This is a genomic window from Paenibacillus sp. FSL H8-0122 (assembly GCF_038005345.1).
Lineage (GTDB): Bacteria > Bacillota > Bacilli > Paenibacillales > Paenibacillaceae > Paenibacillus_AQ.
On record NZ_JBBOTB010000001.1, the window covers coordinates 6,594,004 to 6,612,206 of the forward strand.

Annotated in this window: 12 protein-coding genes, 1 tRNA gene and 3 rRNA genes; 2 read left to right on the forward strand and 14 right to left on the reverse strand. The window is 51.7% G+C overall.

Annotation, left to right across the window (positions count from 1 at the left end; genetic code table 11):
- Positions 1-27 precede the first annotated feature (27 nt).
- Together NSS64_RS28185 and NSS64_RS28190 are read right to left on the reverse strand one after the other, a co-directional pair.
- Complete coding sequence (locus NSS64_RS28185; RefSeq protein WP_209879523.1) at positions 28-729, reverse strand: pseudouridine synthase; 702 nt, start codon at positions 727-729, stop codon at positions 28-30.
- On the reverse strand, positions 716-2,989 hold the full coding sequence (locus tag NSS64_RS28190) for an ATP-binding protein (RefSeq protein WP_340995771.1): 2,274 nt from the start codon (positions 2,987-2,989) through the stop codon (positions 716-718). Before NSS64_RS28190 ends, NSS64_RS28185 begins: the two co-directional genes overlap by 14 nt.
- Positions 2,990-3,352: 363 nt before the next feature.
- Here NSS64_RS28190 and tadA point away from each other — a divergent pair, with 363 nt between their 5' ends.
- Together tadA and NSS64_RS28200 are read left to right on the forward strand one after the other, a co-directional pair.
- Entirely contained in the window at positions 3,353-3,856 is a 504-nt protein-coding gene (gene tadA, locus NSS64_RS28195) for a tRNA adenosine(34) deaminase TadA (RefSeq protein ID WP_268748444.1), read from the forward strand.
- 41 nt (positions 3,857-3,897) lie between these two features.
- Positions 3,898-4,473, forward strand: a complete 576-nt coding sequence (locus NSS64_RS28200) for a GNAT family N-acetyltransferase (protein WP_340945706.1) — start codon at positions 3,898-3,900, stop codon at positions 4,471-4,473.
- A gap of 75 nt (positions 4,474-4,548) precedes the next feature.
- Here NSS64_RS28200 and NSS64_RS28205 read toward each other — a convergent pair whose 3' ends face one another.
- The 12 genes from NSS64_RS28205 to NSS64_RS28260 form a co-directional block, all read right to left on the reverse strand.
- Positions 4,549-5,643 (reverse strand): DUF6612 family protein, encoded by a 1,095-nt coding sequence (locus NSS64_RS28205; protein WP_340945707.1) that lies wholly within the window; start codon positions 5,641-5,643, stop codon positions 4,549-4,551.
- A 103-nt stretch (positions 5,644-5,746) separates the two neighbouring features.
- A complete protein-coding gene (locus NSS64_RS28210) occupies positions 5,747-5,899 on the reverse strand; it encodes a small acid-soluble spore protein P (protein WP_076084811.1) in 153 nt (50 codons plus the stop codon).
- A 12-nt stretch (positions 5,900-5,911) separates the two neighbouring features.
- Positions 5,912-6,253 carry a hypothetical protein gene (locus NSS64_RS28215; RefSeq protein ID WP_341142284.1) on the reverse strand — a complete coding sequence of 114 codons (342 nt, stop codon included), beginning with the start codon at positions 6,251-6,253 and terminating at the stop codon, positions 5,912-5,914.
- A 155-nt stretch (positions 6,254-6,408) separates the two neighbouring features.
- Positions 6,409-6,497: transfer RNA gene (locus NSS64_RS28220), tRNA-Ser, on the reverse strand.
- Positions 6,498-6,562: 65 nt separating this feature from the next.
- Positions 6,563-7,852: a serine--tRNA ligase gene (serS, locus tag NSS64_RS28225; RefSeq protein WP_341142285.1), complete on the reverse strand. Its 1,290-nt coding sequence runs from the start codon at positions 7,850-7,852 to the stop codon at positions 6,563-6,565.
- A gap of 90 nt (positions 7,853-7,942) precedes the next feature.
- Positions 7,943-8,527, reverse strand: coding sequence for a pyridoxal 5'-phosphate synthase glutaminase subunit PdxT (pdxT, locus tag NSS64_RS28230; RefSeq protein WP_340945709.1), 585 nt, complete (start codon positions 8,525-8,527; stop codon positions 7,943-7,945).
- An 18-nt stretch (positions 8,528-8,545) separates the two neighbouring features.
- Positions 8,546-9,427: a pyridoxal 5'-phosphate synthase lyase subunit PdxS gene (pdxS, locus tag NSS64_RS28235; protein WP_036724406.1), complete on the reverse strand. Its 882-nt coding sequence runs from the start codon at positions 9,425-9,427 to the stop codon at positions 8,546-8,548.
- A 120-nt stretch (positions 9,428-9,547) separates the two neighbouring features.
- Complete coding sequence (locus tag NSS64_RS28240; RefSeq protein ID WP_341142286.1) at positions 9,548-10,942, reverse strand: D-alanyl-D-alanine carboxypeptidase family protein; 1,395 nt, start codon at positions 10,940-10,942, stop codon at positions 9,548-9,550.
- Between the two features lie 126 nt (positions 10,943-11,068).
- Positions 11,069-12,526, reverse strand: coding sequence for an IMP dehydrogenase (guaB, locus tag NSS64_RS28245; protein WP_076084859.1), 1,458 nt, complete (start codon positions 12,524-12,526; stop codon positions 11,069-11,071).
- Between the two features lie 358 nt (positions 12,527-12,884).
- Positions 12,885-13,001, reverse strand: a 5S ribosomal RNA gene (rrf, locus tag NSS64_RS28250).
- A 76-nt stretch (positions 13,002-13,077) separates the two neighbouring features.
- Positions 13,078-16,003: ribosomal RNA gene (locus NSS64_RS28255) — 23S ribosomal RNA — on the reverse strand.
- Positions 16,004-16,282: 279 nt separating this feature from the next.
- Positions 16,283-17,843: ribosomal RNA gene (locus tag NSS64_RS28260) — 16S ribosomal RNA — on the reverse strand.
- Together the 16S, 23S and 5S rRNA genes form the textbook arrangement of a ribosomal RNA operon.
- Between the last annotated feature and the right edge of the window lie 360 nt (positions 17,844-18,203).

The following is an 18,203-nucleotide window of genomic DNA, read 5'->3' on the forward strand; positions in this document are numbered from 1 at the left end:
CTTATTATAGGTATGGGCATTATAAGCTTATTGCAGCTGATAGTTCAGCATAGCCCCCAGCTCTTGCTTCTCTTCCTGGGACAGCTCCCGCCATTCTCCGGTCTTCAGTGCGCCAAGTCGGATATTCATGACCCGGATGCGCTGCAGCCGCCGGACTTCATAACCGAAGGCGCTGCACATACGGCGAATTTGCCGGTTCTTGCCCTCAGTCAGCACGATACGGAATACCCGCTCACTAATACGCGTAATTTCACAGGGAAGTGTCTTGCTGCCCAGAATTTTCACGCCGGTGGACATACCGGTCAGAAAAGAAGGCGTGACGGGTCGATCTACTGTGACCACATATTCCTTCTCATGCTTGCCTTCTGCGCGTAATATTTTGTTAACAATGTCACCGTCATTGGTCAGCAGAATCAATCCCTCTGAATCCTTGTCGAGCCGCCCGATCGGGAATATCCGCTCCTCATGCCCTATGAAATCGACAATATTGCCTTGAATATGCGCTTCTGTAGTAGAGGTAATGCCAACCGGCTTATGAAGCGCAATATACACGATCCTGCTGCCCGTCTGAAGCGGCTGGCCGTCAATCAGTACAATGTCCCCGGCCTCGGCTTGGCTGCCCAGCATAGCAGGCTCACCGTTGATGGTGACCCGCCCTCCCTCGACCAGCTTGTCTGCTTCACGGCGTGAACAATAGCCTGTCTCACTGATGAATTTATTGATTCTCATGTTCGTCTTCACTCCGTTCTATATTCATAACGGCCGGTGGCACGGGCTCCTTCGCTTCAGGCAGCTTGATAATTACCTGTGCCCCCCGGCCATACTCGCTTCTTATCTCCAGGCTGCCCTTATGGGCCTGAATAATCCGCTGGCTGACCATCAAGCCGAGACCGGTTCCGGACTCTTTGTTCGTAAAGAACGGCTCTCCCAGCTTGGGCAGCATATCCTCAGGGACGCCTCCGCCCTCATCCGTGATCACAACAACCACAGAATCATCCTGCTCCTGCTGCTCCACGGTAATCGTTCCCCCGTCCGGCATCGCTTCGATCGCATTTTTGATTACATTGATAAATACTTGCTTCAGCTGATTCTCCTCACAATGCACCATGGCAGGTACTCCCGAGAAATGCGTTGTGAATTCAATGCCGAACAGGTGGGCCTGACTGTCCAGCAGGGAGATGACATCGCCCACAATATGCCGCAGATCCCTTTGCTGGAAATGAACAGCCTGCGGCTTCGCCAGAATCAGGAACTCACTGACAATCATATTGATCCGGTCCAGCTCCGAGAGCATCAGATCAATATGCAGCGGAACGAGAACCTTCTTCTCCTGCTGAAGCTGCAGGAAGCCCCGCAGGGTGGTCAAGGGATTACGGATCTCATGGGCAACGCCTGCGGCAAGCTGGCCGACTGTAGTCAGCTTCTCCGAGCGTCTGAGCAGCTCCTCGATCCGGTTCCGCTCGGTCATGTCACGGGATACATGGACAACCGACTGCGGCTGGCCCTCTTCATCCCGGATAACCGAGCTGCTGACGCTGACCTCTACCAGGGAGCCGTCACGCTTCAGCCTGACGGTCTCCACAGGCGGCAGAGATGCCCCATCCTTAAGCTGCTGCAATCGTATACTCTCCTGCTCCTGCACAGTGGCCGGAACCAGATAAGGCGGCTTGACCAGAGCATCCGCAGCGCCCCATCCATAGAGATCCTCGAACGCTCTGTTCGTACTGATGATCCGCCCCTCCATATCCACCGTGTGGATGGCATCCGAAGTGCCGTTAATGACCGACTCCAGATGCTCCTTAACCGCACGGTTCTCCTCCAGTGTCTGCCCCAGCCTGTTCGTGTGCTGCAGCAGATGTGAGGTCATCGCATTGATGCGCTGGGCCAGCTGCCCAAGCTCATCGCGGCTGGATACATTAAGCGGGGGCTCGAACTTGCCCTTGGCCACATCATTGACCTTAGCCAGTATATCCTGAATCGGACGTGTAACTACACCGGCCAGCACATAACTGGCCAGAAGAAAGATAATAAGCAGCAGCACCGAGGTGGTGATATTATTGAACAGCTGCTCGCGGATGACTGAGGAGATCGCCTGATAGTCCATGACTACACTGATCACATAATCTGCGGCTCCCGGCCGCTCAATCGGAATGAAGCTTTTGAGCACTCTTTTACCCAATGCCTTCGTATCCAGCGTTACCGGCTCGCCCTTGTTCAATGCTTCACGGATTGCCGCCTTGTCCTCTGCAATATTGCCGTAGGAATAAGTACCGTACTGAATAGGGCGGTTCCGCAGCTTCGTGTTCTTGGGATCTGCACCGTCAGGCAGCATGCTTGAGGCCCCGAAGGTCTTCGGATTGATTCCCGTAATCTCCAGAATTCCGGGATTTACAGCTTTGGATTCCTGGATGATCTCATCGGGACTCATAATTTTGACATAATCGCTTACCGCTGTGCTCCGGACGAACGGATCTATGATATAATTGCGGGCCCCGTCATAATAATAGCCCCATTTATCAATATACTCCGGATTGGAGGTTGAATATTCAAACGGCCCGGACCAGAAATTCTCCAGGGACTGCCCCTGATCGACAGATACCCGCTGGCCTGCAAACAGCTCCAGAAAAGCCACATACCAAAAACCCATGCCTCTGGTCGAAAGTCCAATCTCTGCAGGATCTGAAGATTTGGCTACGATAATATCATCCGCAGTCTTCACCAGCAGCGAGATATTCGACACCCCCAGCTTGGTGGATAGCGCCTTCAATTGTTGATTGGTAATATTCCTGATATCCGGGTCCAGCTCATAGGACGCCAGAATGGCGGTCAAGCGCAGGTTCTGGGCAATTTTATCCTGCACGTAATTCGAGCTGTAGCCGCTCTGCTCCACCGATACGGCAACCTGCTTCGCAGTGATCTTCATGTTGCTTACACTCTCATTACGCAGATTATTCCGGGCAGCATACAGATTGAGTGTAAGATTAAGCATCAAGATTAGGAGCACCGAGCCAAATATAATCGCTGATAATTTCGTTTTTATGGACAAGCGTATTGTTCACCTCTTATCCGCTGGTAAATCCTAGCGGGCATTCAACATAATCATACCTTTTGCCCTCCCATTTGAAAAGGCCTTTCCCCACAGCCGGGTGCTGGCAGATATTGAATTATCGGGGCAGTTTCTCTACAATAGGTAAGAAACCATCCACAGGTTATGCACATATAAACATTTTGCCAAATTGCGATGTGCACAATTTTGTGTATAAGTCGGTCGTTATCCACAGAGTTGTCCACAATTTGTTAAGAACGAATATTTGTTCGTTGTACAATGGGCATAGAAGAAGGGAAGATGCATTTGAATACCAGGCTTGAAGAACTGCCGGCGGAGGAGCGGGCCATTCATGAACATTGGATGACAGAAGCGATAGGAGAAGCCCGCAAGGCTGAAGCCTTGGGCGAAGTGCCGATTGGTGCCGTGGTCGTCCACGAAGGCCAAATTATAGGCCGCGGATATAATCTGCGTGAGACGACGCTCGACTCCACTGCCCATGCGGAGATGGTAGCAATCCGGGAAGCCAGTACAGCCCTGGGCTCCTGGCGTTTGCTCGATTGCCAGCTCTATGTTACCTTGGAGCCTTGTCCTATGTGTGCAGGAGCGATGGTGCAGTCCAGGGTGCCGCTCACCGTGTATGGCACTCCAGACCCCAAGGCCGGCTGTGCAGGGACCTTGATGAACCTGCTGGAGGAATCTCGCTTTAATCACCGTACAGAGGTCATCCAGGGCGTGCTGCAGGAGGAATGCGCGGAGCTGCTAACCTCCTTCTTCCGCAAGCTGCGGAAGCGGCCTGCGAAGCTCTGAAAGCCCATCAACACTTATTATGCTCATAAGGAGAATGCCAGATGTCCTACAAGCTGTATAACAACGCACAGGGGATCTATCTCTCGCTGCTGGAGCTTACGGATGCTGAGGAGCTGCTATGCCTCCGTTTACGTAACCGCATCGCCCACCAGCAATTCGAACCCCTGCGCAGTGAAGACTACTTCACCCTGGAGAGCCAGCGGCAGCTGATTAACCAGCGTATCCTGGATGCGCAGCAGGACAGCGCGTATATGTTCGGGATTTATCTGCTCAGCGGCGAGCTGATCGGCCAGATTACGATCTCCAATGTAGTGCGGGGAGTCGGACAATTCTGCGATATCGGCTATATGATCGATCATGAGCAGCAGGGGCAAGGCTATACCAGTGCCGCCGTACACCTGATCCTCGGGTATGCCTTCCGCTCTCTGGGCCTTCACCGGGTACAAGCTGCCATCCTGCCTCATAATACCGGTTCACGCAGAGTGCTGGAAAAGAACGGCTTCCAGGCCGAAGGACTCGCGCGCCGTTTCATCCGGATCAACGGCGAATGGCAGGATCACCGTACCTACGCCATTCTGGCTGAGGAGTTCCTGCCAGAGGGACAGGAATCCCCTTAACCTTCATATGTCCACACAAAAACCCGTATGAGCGCAATTTGCTCATACGGGTTTTTGGCTTGCGGAACTATGGTATTAATAAGTACCCGTACCTGTGCTTCCGAACTGCTGCTGCAGCTCTTCCAGAGTGATGACATCATCGCCTTGCGGAATGCCAATCTTGAAGGTCTGCTTCTCATTGATCTTGCTGTACTGGTTGCTTGCATTCATGGATAAGGTAACGTTCTCACCCTTGTCAGGATCATTAACCTTGATGTTCATGAGCATATCCTGATATACCGGATAATCATCTTTGTTGACTGCGGTATTCAGATGGAACTGGTTAATAGTGAGATACTTGTTCAGATCAGCCAGGCTCTTGTCGAACTCTGCACGGGCTTCACTGGATTGAAGCTGTTCCTTGGCTTCGGCCAGCTTGGCAGGCTCAATCTGCAGCAGATCCTTGTATTCTTCTTTGCCCAGAATATCAATAATCTTAGGCATAGCGTTGTTCACCAGAATGGTGAGCGCCTCTTTGACGTTATCGTTGGTAACCTGGAACTGAACTACCTGCTTGGCTTCTACGCCTTCAGGCAGGCCGGCATCCTTCGGTTTGATATTATTGAAGTACTTGGCTTCATCATATTCACCCAGCAAGGTATTCATCACTTCATTCGACAGCTTCTGCACCTTCTGTGCATCCATCTGTGCAGGATTGAATTCAGCACCCTGCTCTTCCGCCAGCTGCTTCAGATCCAGCTCTACGAATTTGTTCACGATCGTCTCAGGAATCGGCAGGAACGGAATTGAAGGTACTTTGACATACAGCTTCTGTCCGGTCATTACCATTGGAACCGTGAAGGACATGGCCATGTCCCCCTTCAGATTCAGAACGGTTGTCATTTCTGTCTGCATTGGCTCTGCCTGGTAGACTCCATCGATGGTAAGCTCGGCGTTCTTAAGCATGCTGAGCATCTGTCCCGTTGAAGCATCCGCTTCATTGGTGCCTGTGTCTATCGACAGATCATTAATAACTAATTTGGTCTTCATTTCGTAAGATGTCATAGCTGTAGCTTTGGCTGCAGCTGAAGTCAGAGCCTCCTTCGGCTCCTCTTTCTTTGCACATCCCGGCAGAATTACTGCAGCAGTTAACAGTAACGCGGCAGCGGATAACCCCCACTTTTTGTTCATTATTTTTCTCCTCTCCCATGTAAAAAACTTTTTCCCCTCCCTAATGATAAACCATTTGGCAATTATGAGAAACATTTCTCAGTAATTTCGTTCCATTAGCCTATCAGCCCTGAGGATTATTGTGGTCCACATGGTTGGCCTGTTTCACCTTTTTAGACCCGGACAACGGCTCAGGACCCGATGAATGATGCTCCTTGCGGGGCTCCTGATTATCCTGCTGTACGCCGGGTACAGGCATGCTCTTGGGTTTGCTCACTTCGATTACCTCCTATGGATTAGTTAAGCCCTGAAGGGCCTGTGCGCACTCATGAATCTGTCTCGTATACTGCTGCGCCAACAGCTGAACAGCATCTAACTGCTCATCCGCGTGTACCCCGGCCTGTTCGGCGTCAAGCAAATCTACTGCAACCTCGCGGCTATCCACATAGGTGCAGCGGAAATCCAGAGAATACCCCTGCCGTCCCGCTGCATTGAAATGGATGAGCAGACTGTTCTGGTTCGCCGCATCCCCCTGTACGCTGAAGCTGTCGCCGTTCTCCATCAGTAACGGCAGGCGCTCCTGCCAGGCAGACACCAGACTTTGCTGGTCTACTTGCAATTGTCGGTCCATCTTTATGATCAGCCTCCTTCTCTAATACATTGCGGAGAAAAGAGACTTTTTATTCCCGCTGGAATGCCTTCCACTAAAAAGAAGCCCCGGGATAACAAAAAAACCGTCCTCCTGAGAGAACGGCTTCTATCTGCACTTATTTAGATGTAAAGGAATGGCGGAGAGGATGGGATTCGAACCCATGTGGGCTTGCACCCTAACGGTTTTCAAGACCGCCCCGTTATGACCGCTTCGGTACCTCTCCAATGCATCGAAATTTCACATGCATTAGGAATTATACCACGCCCCACAAATAATATGCAACTATTATTATTGAGCTGTTTTGGCGGAAATGGATTTCACATTACGCATATACGGCTGCAGGCATTCCGGAATCAGCACACTTCCGTCCTCCTGCTGGTAATTCTCCAGAATAGCTGCTACCGTACGTCCTACAGCCAGGGCAGAGCCATTCAGCGTATGCACGAATTCAGGCTTCGCCTTCGGCTCCTTGCGGTAACGGATATTGGCCCGGCGCGCTTGGAAGTCCTCAGTGTTGGAGCATGAGGAGATCTCGCGGTACATGCCGCTCTCAGGCAGCCACACCTCAAGGTCATACGTCTTGGCAGAGGTGAAGCCCATATCTGCCGTACAGAGCAGCAGGACGCGGTAGGGCAGCCCCAGAAGCTGCAGCACACGCTCAGCGTCGGCTGTCATCTTCTCCAGCTCCTCATAGGAGCTCTCCGGGCTGGCCAGCTTCACCAGCTCCACCTTGTTGAACTGATGCTGACGGATCAGACCACGGGTATCGCGTCCGGCAGAACCGGCTTCCGAGCGGAAGCAAGAGCTATAGGCCACATGATACTTCGGCAGATCGCCAGCCGTCATAATCTCTTCACGGTAATAGTTCGTCACAGGCACTTCCGCCGTAGGAATCAGATAATACTCTGTATCCCGCAGCTTGAACAGATCCTCTTCGAATTTGGGCAGCTGTCCCGTTCCATAGAGGCTGTCCTTATTAACAATATAAGGCGGCAGCATCTCTTCATAGTTATGCTCCCCGCTGTGCAGGTCCATCATGAAATTGATCAGGGCACGTTCCAGTCTGGCACCTAGTCCTTTATAGAAGACAAACCGGGAACCCGTAACCTTCGCCGCTGCCTCAAAATCAATGATATCCAGCTGCTGCGCCAGCTCCCAGTGGGATTTCGGAGTGAAACCAAGCTCTGTAGGCTCTGACCAGCGGCGCACTTCGACATTGTCTGCCTCAGAGGTACCTACCGGCACCGATTCATGCGGAATATTTGGGATGCTCATCGTCAGCTCGTCAATCTTGACCTCAAGCTCACGCACCTCGTCATCCAATTCCTTAATCCGGTCAGATACCGTGCGCATTTCTGCGATCAGATCATCAGCCGGTTCCCCGTTCTTCTTCTTCTTGGCTACGTCTCCGGATACAGTGTTCCGGCGGTTCTTGAGCCCTTCCGTTTCCTGAAGCAGCTCACGGCGGCGCTGATCCAGCGCCGGGAAGCTGGCAATCAAATCCAGCGACTTTCCTCTTTTATTCAGTGCCTCTTCTACTCTTGCATAATCGCTGCGCAATACTTTAACATCTAACACAAAGTTTCCCTCCTGAAAACAGCCCAAACTCTTTCAAAATGCTGTTTTGTTTGCAGCTTTGAAAGAGTCAAAGTGTCCTTATATGCGGTTCTATAGATTGGCTGCCATACTGTCCTCTACCATGCCGGCAAAATATTGATGCAGCCTGTAATCATCAGTCAATTCCGGGTGAAACGAGCAGGCCAGCAGATTACCCTGGCGCGCGGTTACAATCTCATCCTTATAGAGCGTAAGCACCTCAACATCAGGACCCACCTCTTCAATAAGCGGAGCGCGGATAAATACCGCCCGCACAGGCTCAGCAATCCCCTTAACCTCCAGATCACATTCAAAGCTTTCCCGCTGGCGGCCAAAGGCATTCCTGGCCACGGTAATATCCATCAGCTCCAGATGACCGGCTTCGTCTCCGGCAATCCGCTTCGCCAGCACGATCATACCGGCGCATGTGCCGAAAATAGGCTTGTCTTGAACCGCGAACTCACGAACAGCCTCAATAAAGCCGTATTTGCGCATCAATTTGCCAATCGTCGTACTCTCACCGCCGGGAATGATCAGACCATCTACCCCGTCTAGCTCCTCTATACGCTTAATAGGCAGGCCCTGTGCGCCAGTCTTCTCAATACTGATAATATGCTCTGTAACAGCGCCTTGAAGCGCTAACACTCCAATTCTCATCCGGAAGCCTTCTCTCTATTACCGGCCGCGTTCCGACATGCGTTCAGCCGGGGACAATGTGGCGATATCAATCCCCTTCATCGGAGCGCCCAGATTCTTGGATACTTCAGCAATCAGCTTGTAGTCCGTGAAGTGGGTTGTTGCTTCGACGATGGCACGGGCGAACTTCTCAGGATTGTCCGATTTGAAAATCCCGGAGCCGACAAACACCCCATCAGCACCCAGATGCATCATGAGCGCGGCATCGGCAGGCGTAGCTACACCACCGGCAGCGAAGTTAACGACAGGCAGCTTGCCCAGCTCGTGAACCTCCAGCAGCAGCTCATACGGAACACCCAGCGTCTTCGCTTCATGATATAGCTCATCAAGCGAGAGGCCGGTCACCTTACGGATCTGGCTGTTGATATGGCGCATATGGCGGACAGCCTCCACGATGTTGCCGGTACCCGGCTCACCCTTGGTGCGGATCATGGAGGCTCCTTCGCTAATCCGGCGCAGCGCTTCCCCCAGATCCTTGGCTCCGCATACAAAAGGAACCGTGAATTCGCGTTTATTGATATGGAACACTTCATCGGCAGGAGTTAGTACTTCGCTCTCATCGAGATAGTCTACACCCAGAGATTCAAGAACCTTGGCTTCCACATAGTGACCGATCCGCGCTTTGGCCATTACAGGGATACTCACTACCTTGATAACCTCTTCTACAATAGTAGGATCAGCCATACGTGCGACACCACCCGCTGCGCGGATATCGGAAGGTACACGCTCCAGGGCCATTACGGCTACTGCGCCTGCGGCCTCGGCAATTTTCGCCTGCTCTGCATTCATGACGTCCATAATGACGCCGCCTTTTTGCATTTCTGCCATGCCTCTTTTGACTCGCGAAGTTCCTGTTTCCATATCTACGCCTCCCGTTAGATCTAACCTAATCTAACATTTAATTCTACCGTAAGGCTGTAATATATACAACCTATTTACTGGGATTTTGCCGTGAAGCTAGTACCTGTGCACCTGTTAAGGTTAGAACAGATTTTTAATTCCTTTGAACAGATCACCGAAAAAATTACCGATAGCTCTCAGCAGCAGCTTGAACCAGCCCGCCTTCTCCGCTTCCTCGGCAGTAATCAGGTTCACCGTCTTCTCTTGCGTCTGATTCATTCCTTCAATCTTATAGGAGTACGTAACCTTCCCTACCTTGCTGGCTCCGGCAATCGGTGCGACCAGCGTAGCCGGATCATTCGTGACCACAGTGGTCTTGATCTGCGGCGATACAGTACCCTTAGGAACCATGAACGTTACTCCGGCATCGGTAACCACGGGCACTTCTTTATTCTTGCCCTTCAGCACAGGCACGGTTTCAGTTCCCTCAATCACGGCCTTAGGTGCAACTACCTGCTTAATCTCGAAATTATTGAAGCCAAAATCCAGCACCTTCTTCGTTTCAGTGAAACGGTGGGCCTCAGAGTCCGCTCCCATAACTACGCTGATTAGACGCATGCCGTCACGCACCGCAGTACCCGTAAAGCAATTACCGGCGTTAGTGGTATGTCCTGTCTTCAGTCCGTCCAGGCCCGGATAAGCGTATGCCTTGAAATTGGGGATATTCTTGTTGGCTTCCAGCATCCAGTTGTAGTTAATCATCGGCTTCGAATCACGCTCGCGGAATTTATACGACTGAATTGTCGTAAAATCTGTAAACTCCGGATGATCGGTGACAATATATTTGGCCAGAATCGCCGCATCCATCGCAGACATTACTGTTTCGCCTTCACCCTCCGGGCGGAATTTGGCAGGCATGTCCTTACGGTCAAGCCCGGTCGGATTAATGAAATGGGCCGTCTTCATCCCCATCTTCTTCGCCGTTTCATTCATCATAGTGACGAACTGCTGCTCTGAACCGGCTACCAGTTCAGCCAAGGCAACCGTAGCATCATTGGCTGAGCCTACTGCCATCGCTATGTAGAGTTCTTTAACTGTATGTTCATCACCCGCAGCCAGAAAAATCCGTGAACCAATCTGCTTGGACGCATTCTCTTGGACAATGACTTTCTGGTCCCAGGAGATCTTGCCGCTATTTACAGCTTCAGTTACAAGATATTCTGTCATCATCTTCGTCATACTCGCCGGAGGCATCGCCTGGTCTGCATTAAGTGAGAGCAGAACCTCCCCTGTAGTAGGCTCAATCAGCACTGCAGATTTCACATTCAGTCCCAGAGATTCCACGCTTGGAATCTTCGCTGCTGCCGTTTTGGCAGGAGTAGCCGCTGCTTTGGTTCCCGCCTCGGTTGTAGCGGGTTTATTTACTGCCTCTGCCATCGCAGAAGCCGCAGGAAATGCTAGCATATTTAGAAGCAGACCTGCTGCCACTGTCTTAATCACAATTTGTTTACTGCTTAGTTTCCGCTTGTACTTCAATGATTACTACTCTCCTTTAATCCTCAGATCAGTGCTTGTTCTATTCTAACACAGGGGTATCTGCAAAAAAAGACAGACAGGACGAATTCGTCCCGTCTGTCGGCAAAATAAGTGATTCTCTCCGGTTTATAGAGAATAGTTCGGGGCTTCCTTGGTGATCTGGACATCATGGGGATGACTCTCACGCAGGCCTGCCCCAGTGATACGGATGAACGAGGTATCATTGCGCAGCTCTTCTAATGTCTTCGTTCCGCAATAGCCCATACCGGAGCGCAGTCCGCCGATCAATTGGTGAACCGTGTCAGACAATGGCCCTTTAAAAGCGACTCGGCCCTCAATGCCTTCCGGTACCAGCTTCTTATCATCATCCTGGAAATAACGGTCTTTACTGCCCTGCTTCATGGCGCTCATGCTGCCCATGCCGCGGTATACCTTGTATTTACGTCCCTGGTAGATTTCCGACTCTCCAGGGCTCTCTTCCGTACCGGCGAACAGGCTTCCCATCATGACTGCAGCAGCACCGGCAGCGATGGCCTTGGTAATCTCTCCGGAGTACTTAATTCCTCCGTCTGCAATCACCGGAATGCCGTATTCACGGGCTACTGTCGCACAATCGTAGATCGCGGTAACCTGCGGAACGCCTATACCGGCAATTACGCGGGTAGTACAGATAGAGCCAGGACCAATACCCACCTTGATTACCGAGGCTCCTGCTTCAATCAATTCGCGGGTAGCTTCGCCTGTAGCCACATTACCGGCTACGATGGTTAGGTCAGGATAAGTCTCACGCAGCTTACGCACTGCATCGATAATATTGATGTGATGGCCATGTGCGGAATCCACGGTAATCAGGTCCACACCGGCTTTTACCAGTGCTTCAGTCCGTTCCAGCGTGTCCTTGGAGATCCCGATTGCCGCTCCAACCAGCAGACGTCCATGAGCATCCTTGGCACCGTTGGGGAACTGGATAGCTTTCTCTATATCTTTAATAGTAATGAGACCTTTGAGAATATTATGCTCGTCTACCAGCGGCAGCTTCTCAATCTTGTGGCGCTGCAGAATGCCTTTCGCTTCCTGAAGAGTGGTTCCTACAGCAGCTGTAACGAGATTCTCATGAGTCATCACTTCTTTGATCTGAATATTGAAATCATGGATGAAACGCAAGTCGCGGTTCGTAAGAATACCGACAAGCTTGCCCTCTTCATCTACGATAGGCACACCCGAAATGCGGTATTTGCCCATCAGAACTTCAGCATCGGATACCCAGTGGTCGGGCGTAAGTGAGAATGGATTGGTAATAACCCCGCTCTCCGAGCGCTTCACACGGTCTACCTCTTCTGCCTGCTGCTCCACGGACATATTCTTATGAATGATGCCGATCCCGCCCTCACGGGCGATAGCAATCGCCATAGCGGCTTCTGTGACTGTGTCCATACCTGCACTCATCAAAGGGATATTCAGCTTCACATTCTTGCTGAGTACAGTGGTTAAGTCCACTTCCTTAGGCAATACCTCGGATTTACGCGGAACCAGCAGCACATCATCAAAAGTGAATCCCTCTTTACCAAACTTATCTTCCCACACCTGGGTCATTCCTCCTCTAAATTCTTTTCTCTACCCGCCCGCCAACTTATGAATAAAGAAACTCCTGCGTCAAGTCCATACCCGATAGACAGCGGTAGAGGCCTGGGAGTTATACATAATTGTGTCTTCTGTTAAGGTTTGAGAGGCTTGTCCAAAAATATATTATTGTCCATCTTAGCAAAGGGCATTTGGCCTGTCAAGAATATTACACCGCTCTGTGAAGGGATTAGGCAATCCGCCCTCCGGTAAGCGAATTCTTGGACTAAAGTCCGTCTCCAGTGGACAATAGAACAAATTTCGGCGGCATCCCCGGATATACAAAAAGACCACTGTTGAGAAATCAACAGTGGTCTTGTGTGCTTGGCAACGTCCTACTCTCCCAGGACCCTTCGGTCCAAGTACCATCGGCGCTGGAGGGCTTAACGGTCGTGTTCGGGATGGGTACGTGTGGAACCCCTCCGCTATCGCCACCAAACGGGCATTTACAGCGTAAATGCTTCAGGAATTGATTCCTGAAAACTGAATCCGAAACGAATCTGCGTGTTAGAAATTTGGATAAGCCCTCGACCGATTAGTATTGGTCAGCTCCATGCATTGCTGCACTTCCACCTCCAACCTATCTACCTCGTCGTCTTCAAGGGGTCTTACTAATTGGGAAATCTCATCTTGAGGGGGGCTTCACGCTTAGATGCTTTCAGCGCTTATCCCGTCCGTACGTAGCTACTCAGCCATGCTCCTGGCGGAACAACTGATGCACCAGCGGTACGTCCATCCCGGTCCTCTCGTACTAAGGACAGCTCCTCTCAAATTTCCTGCGCCCACGACAGATAGGGACCGAACTGTCTCACGACGTTCTGAACCCAGCTCGCGTACCGCTTTAATGGGCGAACAGCCCAACCCTTGGGACCTACTTCAGCCCCAGGATGCGATGAGCCGACATCGAGGTGCCAAACCTCCCCGTCGATGTGGACTCTTGGGGGAGATAAGCCTGTTATCCCCAGGGTAGCTTTTATCCGTTGAGCGATGGCCCTTCCATGCGGTACCACCGGATCACTAAGTCCGACTTTCGTCCCTGCTCGACTTGTAGGTCTCGCAGTCAAGCTCCCTTATGCCTTTGCACTCTGCGAATGATTTCCAACCATTCTGAGGGAACCTTTGAACGCCTCCGTTACTCTTTAGGAGGCGACCGCCCCAGTCAAACTGCCCGCCTGACACGGTCCCCGTACCCGCTCAGGGCACTAGGTTAGAACCTAGATACGATCAGGGTGGTATCCCAACGGCGCCTCCGCAGAAGCTTGCGCTCCTGCCTCCACGGCTCCCACCTATCCTGTACAGATCGTACCCAAATTCAATATCAAGCTGCAGTAAAGCTCCATGGGGTCTTTCCGTCTTGTCGCGGGTAACCTGCATCTTCACAGGTATTAAAATTTCACCGGATCTCTCGTTGAGACAGCGCCCAAGTCGTTACGCCATTCGTGCGGGTCAGAATTTACCTGACAAGGAATTTCGCTACCTTAGGACCGTTATAGTTACGGCCGCCGTTTACTGGGGCTTCGGTTCACAGCTTCGGATTGCTCCTAACCGCTCCCCTTAACCTTCCAGCACCGGGCAGGCGTCAGCCCGTATACTTCGCCTTGCGGCTTCGCACAGACCTGTGTTTTTGCTAAACAGTCGCTTGGGCCTTTTCACTGCGGCCCCCTCGGGCTATTCACCCTACCGAGGCACCCCTTCTCCCGAAGTTACGGGGTCATTTTGCCGAGTTCCTTAACGAGAGTTCTTCCGCGCGCCTTAGAATTCTCTTCTCGCCTACCTGTGTCGGTTTGCGGTACGGGCACCTTCTCCTGACTAGAGGCTTTTCTTGGCAGTGTGAGATCATGACCTTCGCTACTATAATTTTCGCTCCCCATCACAGCCCAGCCTTACGATGTGCGGATTTGCCTGCACACCAGCCTCACTGCTTAGACGGACATCCATCAGTCCGCGTCACTACCCTCCTGCGTCACCCCATCGCTCATAGCGGATTACGGTGGTACAGTAATTTCAAACTGTTGTCCTTCGACTACGCCTGTCGGCCTCGCCTTAGGTCCCGACTTACCCTGAGCGGACGAGCCTTCCTCAGGAAACCTTGGGCTTTCGGCGGATCAGATTCTCACTGATCTTTTCGTTACTCATACCGGCATTCTCACTTGTGTAGTGTCCAGCGCTCCTTACGGTACACCTTCAACCCCTACACAACGCTCCCCTACCCCAGATGCAACGCATCTAGCCATAGCTTCGGTGGTGTGTTTAGCCCCGTTACATTTTCGGCGCAGAGTCACTCGACCAGTGAGCTATTACGCACTCTTTCAATGGTGGCTGCTTCTAAGCCAACATCCTGGTTGTCTGTGCAACTCCACATCCTTTCCCACTTAACACACACTTGGGGACCTTAGCTGATGGTCTGGGCTGTTTCCCTTTTGACAATGGATCTTAGCACTCACTGTCTGACTCCCGGCAAGAAGTAAATGGCATTCGGAGTTTGACTGAGCTTGGTAACCCTTGCGGGCCCCGCACCCAATCAGTGCTCTACCTCCACCACTCCATTCACCGAGGCTAGCCCTAAAGCTATTTCGGGGAGAACCAGCTATCTCCGAGTTCGATTGGAATTTCTCCGCTACCCCCACCTCATCCCCGCATTTTTCAACATGCGTGGGTTCGGGCCTCCAGTGCGTGTTACCGCACCTTCACCCTGGACAGGGGTAGATCACACGGTTTCGGGTCTACGTCCACATACTAAATCGCCCTATTCAGACTCGCTTTCGCTGCGGCTCCGGCTTCTCACCTTAACCTTGCATGTTAAACGTAACTCGCCGGTTCATTCTACAAAAGGCACGCCATCACCCATAAAAAGGGCTCTGACTTTTTGTAAGCACACGGTTTCAGGTTCTATTTCACTCCCCTTCCGGGGTGCTTTTCACCTTTCCCTCACGGTACTGTTTCACTATCGGTCGCCAGGTAGTATTTAGCCTTAGCAGATGGTCCTGCTGGATTCATACGGGGTTTCACGTGCCCCGCACTACTCGGGATCCGTCTCGGAGAGAACACAGTTTGGGCTACAGGGCTTTTACCTCTATCGCGGGCCTTTCCAGACCTCTTCACCTACCCTATTCCTTTGTAACTCCATGTGAGACGTCCCACAACCCCAAGAGGCAAGCCCCTTGGTTTAGGCTGTTCCGCGTTCGCTCGCCGCTACTGACGGAATCACTATTGTTTTCTCTTCCTCAGGGTACTTAGATGTTTCAGTTCCCCTGGTCTGCCTCTGCGTATCCTATGTATTCAGATACGAGTAACTGCGAATTACCACAGCTGGGTTTCCCCATTCGGACACCCCCGGATCAAAGCTTGCTTACAGCTCCCCGAGGCAGTTTCGTTGTTCGCCACGTCCTTCGTCGGCTCCTGGCGCCTAGGCATCCTCCGTGTGCTCTTAGTAGCTTAACCAATGTGTTTTCCCTAAGGAAAATCACGGTAGCAACTAATAACTATTTCTACTTGCTTACACAAGTTTCAGCTAAAAGATGTTCTAAAACGCAAATTCGTTTCGGTATCCAGTTTTCAAGGATCAAGATGCTGTAAGTTCGGGTCGAACACGACTGTGTCGATCGAAGTTACAGACTGCTGAGAGTTTGAGCTCTCAAAACTGACCAACGAGTGAGTAACTAGCCGACCGGCTAGATTTAAGATTTGAATGTCTTCGTTGCAGAAGACGATTCTCCATAGAAAGGAGGTGATCCAGCCGCACCTTCCGATACGGCTACCTTGTTACGACTTCACCCCAATCATCTACCCCACCTTCGGCGGCTGGCTCCCTTGCGGGTTACCCCACCGACTTCGGGTGTTGTAAACTCTCGTGGTGTGACGGGCGGTGTGTACAAGACCCGGGAACGTATTCACCGCGGCATGCTGATCCGCGATTACTAGCAATTCCGACTTCATGCAGGCGAGTTGCAGCCTGCAATCCGAACTGAGACCGGCTTTGCTGGGATTGGCTCCACCTCGCGGCTTCGCTTCCCGTTGTACCGGCCATTGTAGTACGTGTGTAGCCCAGGTCATAAGGGGCATGATGATTTGACGTCATCCCCACCTTCCTCCGGTTTGTCACCGGCAGTCACTCTAGAGTGCCCAGCTTTACCTGCTGGCAACTAAAGTCAAGGGTTGCGCTCGTTGCGGGACTTAACCCAACATCTCACGACACGAGCTGACGACAACCATGCACCACCTGTCTCAACTTTCCCCGAAGGGCACCTGATGCATCTCTGCTTCGTTAGTTGGATGTCAAGACCTGGTAAGGTTCTTCGCGTTGCTTCGAATTAAACCACATACTCCACTGCTTGTGCGGGTCCCCGTCAATTCCTTTGAGTTTCAGTCTTGCGACCGTACTCCCCAGGCGGAGTGCTTACTGTGTTAACTTCGGCACCAAGGGTATCGAAACCCCTAACACCTAGCACTCATCGTTTACGGCGTGGACTACCAGGGTATCTAATCCTGTTTGCTCCCCACGCTTTCGCGCCTCAGCGTCAGTTACAGCCCAGAAAGTCGCCTTCGCCACTGGTGTTCCTCCACATATCTACGCATTTCACCGCTACACGTGGAATTCCACTTTCCTCTTCTGTACTCAAGTCACCCAGTTTCCAGTGCGACCTCAGGTTGAGCCCAAGGTTTAAACACCAGACTTAAATAACCGCCTGCGCGCGCTTTACGCCCAATAATTCCGGACAACGCTTGCCCCCTACGTATTACCGCGGCTGCTGGCACGTAGTTAGCCGGGGCTTTCTTCTCAGGTACCGTCACTCCGGTAGCAGTTACTCTACCGGACGTTCTTCCCTGGCAACAGAGCTTTACGATCCGAAAACCTTCATCACTCACGCGGCGTTGCTCCGTCAGGCTTGCGCCCATTGCGGAAGATTCCCTACTGCTGCCTCCCGTAGGAGTCTGGGCCGTGTCTCAGTCCCAGTGTGGCCGTTCACCCTCTCAGGTCGGCTACGCATCGTCGCCTTGGTGGGCCGTTACCCCACCAACTAGCTAATGCGCCGCAGGCCCATCCCCAAGCAGCAGATTGCTCCGCCTTTCATTCTCTCCTCAGGAGAAGAAAGAAATTATCCGGTATTAGCTACCGTTTCCGGTAGTTATCCCAGGCTTGAGGGCAGGTTGCCTACGTGTTACTCACCCGTCCGCCGCTAAGTCTGAAAGGAAGCAAGCTTCCTTTCAGACTCCGCTCGACTTGCATGTATTAGGCACGCCGCCAGCGTTCGTCCTGAGCCAGGATCAAACTCTCCAAATTGGTATTTAGAAAGAGCGATTGCTCATTTTGAAACATCTGACGAGAATTTACATTCTCTCATTTTGGATCTCACCGAAGTGATCTCCAGATACTCACTCGTTGTTCAGTTTTCAAAGATCAAGCTCGTTGTCAGCGGCGATGTTATCGTCACCAGCAACTCTTATAATATATCACATCCAGCCGATCAATGCAAGCTCTTTTTTTAACTTCTTGTTCGAGCTCGGCGTTGATGTTTCGCGGCCAGAAATAGAATATATCACGGATAGAGATTCATTGCAAGTATTATTTCTAAATCCTTTGACCAGAGTATTCAATCCCCGATGCCAAGAGAACTGCCTGAGCAGCTCCCTTGGTTATCCG